At 44.9% G+C, this 5,939-nt stretch carries 7 protein-coding genes; 1 reads left to right on the top strand and 6 read right to left on the bottom strand.

Translation table 11 applies throughout. The features are described from left to right. From A3761_RS12120 to A3761_RS12110, 3 genes are all read right to left on the bottom strand, one after another. The coding region (locus A3761_RS12120; protein ID WP_068750275.1) for a HugZ family protein at positions 1-419 on the bottom strand (419 nt) is incomplete at its 3' end. Between the two features lie 5 nt (positions 420-424). Then, a complete protein-coding gene (locus A3761_RS12115) occupies positions 425-1,081 on the bottom strand; it encodes an NAD-dependent epimerase/dehydratase family protein (RefSeq protein ID WP_068510361.1) in 657 nt (218 codons plus the stop codon). Between the two features lie 93 nt (positions 1,082-1,174). Then, positions 1,175-1,951 carry an enoyl-CoA hydratase/isomerase family protein gene (locus tag A3761_RS12110; protein ID WP_068510362.1) on the bottom strand — a complete coding sequence of 259 codons (777 nt, stop codon included), beginning with the start codon at positions 1,949-1,951 and terminating at the stop codon, positions 1,175-1,177. A 281-nt stretch (positions 1,952-2,232) separates the two neighbouring features. On the opposite strand from A3761_RS12110, the gene leuB reads away from it, so the two are divergent. Beyond that, complete coding sequence (leuB, locus tag A3761_RS12105) at positions 2,233-3,336, top strand: 3-isopropylmalate dehydrogenase (protein ID WP_068510364.1); 1,104 nt, start codon at positions 2,233-2,235, stop codon at positions 3,334-3,336. Positions 3,337-3,439: 103 nt separating this feature from the next. Here leuB and A3761_RS12100 read toward each other — a convergent pair whose 3' ends face one another. The 3 genes from A3761_RS12100 to A3761_RS12090 form a co-directional block, all read right to left on the bottom strand. Next, positions 3,440-3,829 carry a DUF3135 domain-containing protein gene (locus A3761_RS12100; protein WP_068510366.1) on the bottom strand — a complete coding sequence of 130 codons (390 nt, stop codon included), beginning with the start codon at positions 3,827-3,829 and terminating at the stop codon, positions 3,440-3,442. Positions 3,830-4,104: 275 nt separating this feature from the next. Further along, entirely contained in the window at positions 4,105-4,980 is an 876-nt protein-coding gene (locus tag A3761_RS12095; protein WP_068552971.1) for a ribose-phosphate pyrophosphokinase, read from the bottom strand. Continuing rightward, a partial coding sequence (locus A3761_RS12090; RefSeq protein WP_156491814.1) for a thymidine phosphorylase occupies positions 4,977-5,939 on the bottom strand: 963 nt, incomplete at its 5' end. The genes A3761_RS12090 and A3761_RS12095, both read right to left, overlap by 4 nt.

The raw sequence follows: 5,939 nt of genomic DNA, 5'->3' as shown, positions 1-5,939 counted from the left end.
GAAACCGCAGTTAGTCTGAATAGATGAAAGTCTGGTAAAGAGCGAAGCAGCGTCACTGTATTTCCATGACGTTTTTCAAAGCCATCAAGAATATTGTTCCATTCAGGGTCTTCTTGCTTGAGTTCTTCTGCTTTGCACTTAAGGTTTAGTCGCTTGCGGGCAAAAACGTTTTTGCTCTTGTCTTCATCTTCAATGATCAAAATAGAGAGACTGGGGTGAGCAAGTAAATTGTGCGTGTGTGTCGCAAGCTGACTGATAAAAATGTAGTAAGCTGAGCCCGTTTTCAGAAAGGGGGTATAGCTGATGCACGGCTCTTTATCTTTTCCAAGTGTTGCTAATTGGAGTGTCTGAATTTGCTCGTTGAGTTCAGCGATTTCAGTTTGAATTTGCTCTGTACTGATTTCAGGGTTCTTTGCCATGGTGTTTACTTTTCTAGCTGTTTTATCGCGCCTTGCATCATTGCTGAGTTAAGCACTTGTGTGCCCCGCTTAGAACGATTTGCCTCAAGAATCAGTGCAGCGGCAACATCGTGAGCTTGAATCGCTTTTAAATTGCCAGGGAGTATGCCCATAAATACTTCACCTAGCTTTTCAGCTGGACGAAATTCACCTCTGTCGCCGAGTAATAGGCTAGGCCTAGCAAGTGCTATATGAGGATAATTGAGCTCAAGTAGCTGATGTTCCAGTTCGCCTTTCATTTGCATATAGTAGGAGAACGCTTTCACCTTGGCACCATGCGCAGAGACAAGGCCATAATAGCGAGCGCCGTTCTGAAGACCTAGCCGTGCAACATTCAAAGGAAAGGTGACATCTATTTCGTAGTAAGCTTCTTTATTTGGCGTTTTACGAGTAGTAGAACCCAGGGCGCAAAATATATCGTCTACTTTTTTGGGTTCGGGAGCGCTGAGCTCACGGTAGTTGACTGGCCATTGTTCAACCTTAGGCAGCTTGGCCCAAGAGGCACTTGAAGGTGAGCGGACGAAAGCAACAACACGTTCATAAGCGGGATGTTGATTGAGCAAAGAAACCAAATGACTACCGATTAGTCCGTTTGCGCCAGCAACCCATGCTGTTTTCCCCATGAACTTCTCCATTTACGTATCACTTGCTTGAGCTTGAAACAAAAAAGGCTTTGAAACAGTGCTTCAAAGCCTTCTAGTAATTTATGATTGAAATTAACGGCCAGACCAGTTTGGCGGACGTTTTTCAAGGAAGGCACGTAAGCCTTCTTTTTTGTCGGCTGTTTCGATCAAGGCTGCTTGAGCAAACTTTTCCATAGCCAAGCCAGAGTGTTGTCCTGCCTCAAGGCCATAGTTGACCATCGACTTCATAAACTGAGGAACGAGTGGCGCAAACGCGGCAATTTGACCTGCCATTTTATGTAGCGTCGGCATAAGATCTTCTGGCTCAAGCAAACGGGTAATTAAGCCTATTTGATAAGCGCGGTCAGAATCAATGGTTTCACCCATTAATAACATTTCCATGCCCCAAGCTTTACCAACAATACGTGGTAAACGCTGAGTTGCACCACCACCAGGAATAATACCTAGCTTGCCTTCAGGTGTTGCATATTTGGAGTTAGTCGTACCGATACGAATATCGCAACCCAGTGCCAGCTCCAAGCCACCGCCCATACAGATACCATTGATGGCGGCGATAGATACTTTCTCACTACGCTCACAGCGTTCAGCAAAACCTTGAACAATCGGTTCAAGTGCTTTCTTAATATCTCGGTGTTCTACTTCGTTAAGGTCTGAACCTGAAGCAAAGGCTTTCTCGCCCGCACCGGTTAAACCGATAACGCGAACCTGAGGGTCGGCTTCAGCTTCAGCAAAAGCGTTATGAAGGTCATCCAGCGTCGCTAACGACACCGCGTTATGCTTTGTTGGTCTGTTAAGGGTGATTAATCCCAGAGGACCAATTACTTCATAAAGTATATTTTCGTACGCCATTGCCACAAAATCTCAAAACAAATTAGTTTACATACAGCATGTTAACAGAAGTTTGTATCCCGACACCGAGGCGATTGGCCTAATGCTCTGTTAACACTTTAATCTAAGGGGTAAGCAAGTTACATAATGGTGACGCGCCCGTCAACCTATTATGGTCGATATGCGCTATTTGAATGGCCATATCGTCTTCTTTATAAATCAATTTATTTGCCAGATAGGGGGCGCTATCTTTACAATACGCCCACATTTAGATCGACGTATTATTTCGCTAGGAAAAAATAATGACTCAAACATACAAGATTGCGGTTCTCGCAGGTGACGGCATTGGCCCAGAAATTACAGAGCAGGCTTTGCGTGTATTAAAGCTAATTGAAGAAAAACGTGATGTTGTTTTTGATTGCATCGACGGCCCATTCGGAGCCAGTGCTTACTTCTCACATGGTAAGTCTTTCCCTCAGGAAACGATTGATCTATGTGATACAGCGGATGCAATTCTTAAAGGCCCAATCGGCTTGAGCCATGAAGAGTCTGAGAAGATTCCTGTAGAAGAGCGTCCTGAGCGTGGTGCTTTATTACCAATGCGTCGTCGTTTGAATACCTATGCAAACTTTCGCCCGATTTCTTTGCCAGCAGGTATGGCTCATTTCTCACCACTTAAAAAAGAAGTAGTGGGCAATGGTATCGACATCATGTTGATTCGTGAATTGATCGGTGGTCTTTACTTCGGTGGAAAAGAAAGTGGTAAGACTGAAGATGGCCTTCGCTATGTAAAAGAAACCTTGGATTACGATGAAAGCCAGATCCGACAGATTTTGGAAGTTGCTTTTAAAGAATCTATGAAGCGTAAGAAAGTTCTTCACAATATTCACAAGAGTAATGTATTGATCTCTTCTGTACTTTGGAACGAAGTGCTTGAAGAAGTTGCTAAAGATTACCCTGAAGTAGAAGTCATTCACATGTTGGTTGATGCAGCTGCGACTCACCTATGTTTGAACCCAGGTCAGTTTGATGTCATGGTCATGGAAAACATGTTCGGTGATATCTTGAGTGACCAGGGTGGCGGTATTCTTGGTTCTCTAGGTCTAATGCCATCAGCATGTATGGGGCCTGAGAAAGCATACTACGAACCTTCTCACGGTTCTGCACCAGATATTGCTGGCCAAAACAAAGCTAACCCATACTCAATGATTGGTTCTGTTGCATTGATGCTGGACATGAGTTTTGGTTTGGAAGAAGAAGCGAAAGCGGTTTGGACTGCTATGCAGAGCGTCTTCGAAGCAGGCTTCTCTACAAGTGACTTGTCTAAGCCTGGTCAGGGCATCGAGATTCTAAGCACAACAGAGTTTGCTGATAAGGTAATGGCTAAGTTGGAAGAATTGCTATAAACCAGCAAAGAAATTAAAAAAGGGGAGCCATAGCGGTTCCCCTTTTTTGTTCTTGTAGGCAGAGCCTTCCACGGCTCGCTGACGGGGTAGCACGGGGCAGGCTCTACTTGGGAAACAACTCAACAATCTCCGCACTTTCCGCAGGCTTGCTGCTTTGCTCCTGTAAATACTTTCGTGGGTTTGCCAATGCCAGTTGTAGTTCCACAAACGAATCATGCATCATTTCTGAAAGTCTCATACAGGACGATAATGGGCTTCTGGCACCTTGCCTGGCCATATTTATCCTGAACTGCACTCCTTTCAAACGGCGCTGAAGTTCAATAGGTGCTTGCTCGATTGCTTGTTGATAGAGCTCTTCACGGTAACGCTCAAATGCTTCTGGCTTGTTCGAAGCTAAGTATCTTAGTTTATCAAAATCGATCGGGACGATACGAGAGTCCTGATTACCTAAGTGAGAAGACTCCGCTTCTTTAAAGTTTGATCCATCGTGCACGGTAACGACCTCTTACTGTTACAAAGTGTTAGCGATATTTTATCGGTGCGATCAAAAACTGTACAGCTAGAAGGTGTGGGCAGGTCCACGAATTTACAAGATCTCTGCAAAATTTTGTGAAATCACTTAGATAATAGCGGTGATGATTTTGATGCCAGTTTTTCAAGCACTATAAAGTGATTATTCGTCTAAGTTGTGCGCAAGCTTCGTATGATAAAAATGTGGCTTTGTAAATCTTATAGTCAATGTTTCAAGTGAGTTAACATTTGGCTTTATTACTTCAAGACTTCTGCAATAATACTGGCAATATCTATAGTGTTTGTTGAGTGGGGGACGGTGTTACAAGTTAGTATGTCTTTGATCGGTGCTTTAGACATTTCACAGTATGCATCTTCAGAGAAAAGTGCGTGCACACCAATGCATATAGGCTCTTGTAAACCTTCGGCTACAAGCGCTTCGGCAGTACGAATCATGGTCCGACCTGTCGAGATAATATCGTCAATAAGTACGGGGGTTCTTTGTGCAAAGTCTTGAGCATTTGGGCTCGAAACTTCTACGTTCTTATCGCCGAAACGTTGTTTTTCTAGAATTAAGTAGGGGCAGCCAATCATGTCTGCTGCCGCCGCAGCCCATTGCTCACTTTCACTGTCAGGGCCAACCACCAAGGGGGTCTCAATATTTTCTTTAACCCATGAGGCTATTAAAGGGTTAGCTTGCAGAGTGTGTGTTTCCATTGTGTAAATTTCACCCAGTGAATGGTAGCGATGCAGGTGAGGGTCGATGGTGATTAAGCGATCTAAATACTGATTTAACAACTTAGCGTAATAGCGTGAAGTCAGAGCCTCTCCTTCGTGAAACTTAATATCCTGACGCATATAGGGAAGATAAGGACAGACTAAGGTAATACTGGCTATTCCAAGCTCGCGTAAGGTTTCGCAAAGATAAACCAAGGGTAGAAACTTTGAATTTGGCTGGTGCATATTCGAGACTATAATGGCTTCACGCTGCTGGTAATCGCTATGTACTCTCATGTAAGTTTCACCATCAGGGAACTGGCGGTGTTCCAACTTGGCAGGTTCTGCATTTAACTCCGTAGATAGCGCAGCGAATAGCTCAGGTGCAGCGTAGAGGTCAAAAATTAAAGGTTTCATAGAGTTTCTTCCTCAATTCGAATAGCATCAGGGTGAGCGCTTAGAAAGTCGATCGCATATTCAAGTTCACCTTTTGTTTCTGCGTGCAGTTCAAAAAGTGGTGTACCAATATCGACTATATCCCCTAAATGGGTCTTAAAGAGTATACCGGCGGCAGCTGCAGAGGGCGCGCCAGCGAGTTTAGCCAGTTTACTGATAAAGCGGTTATTGATGTAACAAACTATACCCTGTTTATCCGAGAATACCTCATGACGATAGGGGGCCTTGGGTGGTTCCCTCATACCTCCCTGCGCCTCACATATAGCTTGGAATTTTGTCCAGGCTTTGCCTGAATCCAGAATTTCTGTGGCCCTATCAAGGCAGTGATTCGGCTCTGCCGCATCGCCCATTTCCAAAATCTTTGCAGCAATCAGTAGTGCTCTCTGTCTTAGGTCTTGAGGTGCTAGCGGGCTATTTTGTAGTACGGTTAAAATATCTTGCGCTTCCAAGGCAGGGCCGATGCCGAAACCCACGGGTTGTTGGCCATCTGTCATTAGGCAGGATATTTTTAATCCTAAGGCTTCACTGCTTCGTTCTAGCTGTGTCGATAGTTTTGTCGCGTAGTCCATATCGCGAACTTTGGCGGTAATGCCAACCGGCAAATCGATTAAGGCATGTGTTGACCCGGCAGCCACTTTTTTGGATATCACCGATGCGACCAATTGGCCTTCGCTATCAAGGTCGAGTGCACGTTCGACACGAATCAGAATATCATCTGCCGGGCTAAGGCTAACTGAGCCTCCCCAGGCAATACAGCCGCCTTCTTGTTCAACTACTGATCTCATTTGCTCAATGCTCAAGGTCACGGGAGCAAGAGTTTCCATGGTGTCGGCGGTACCGGCAGGTGAGGTAATACCGCGTGAGGAAGTTTTCGGCATGATCAAACCGGCAGCACTTACAATAGCGACGACGATGGGTGT

It is taken from the genome of Oleiphilus sp. HI0123, assembly GCF_001635315.1.
Note: the sequence above shows the minus strand (reverse complement) of the source record. Positions and strands in the feature narration are given on the sequence as shown.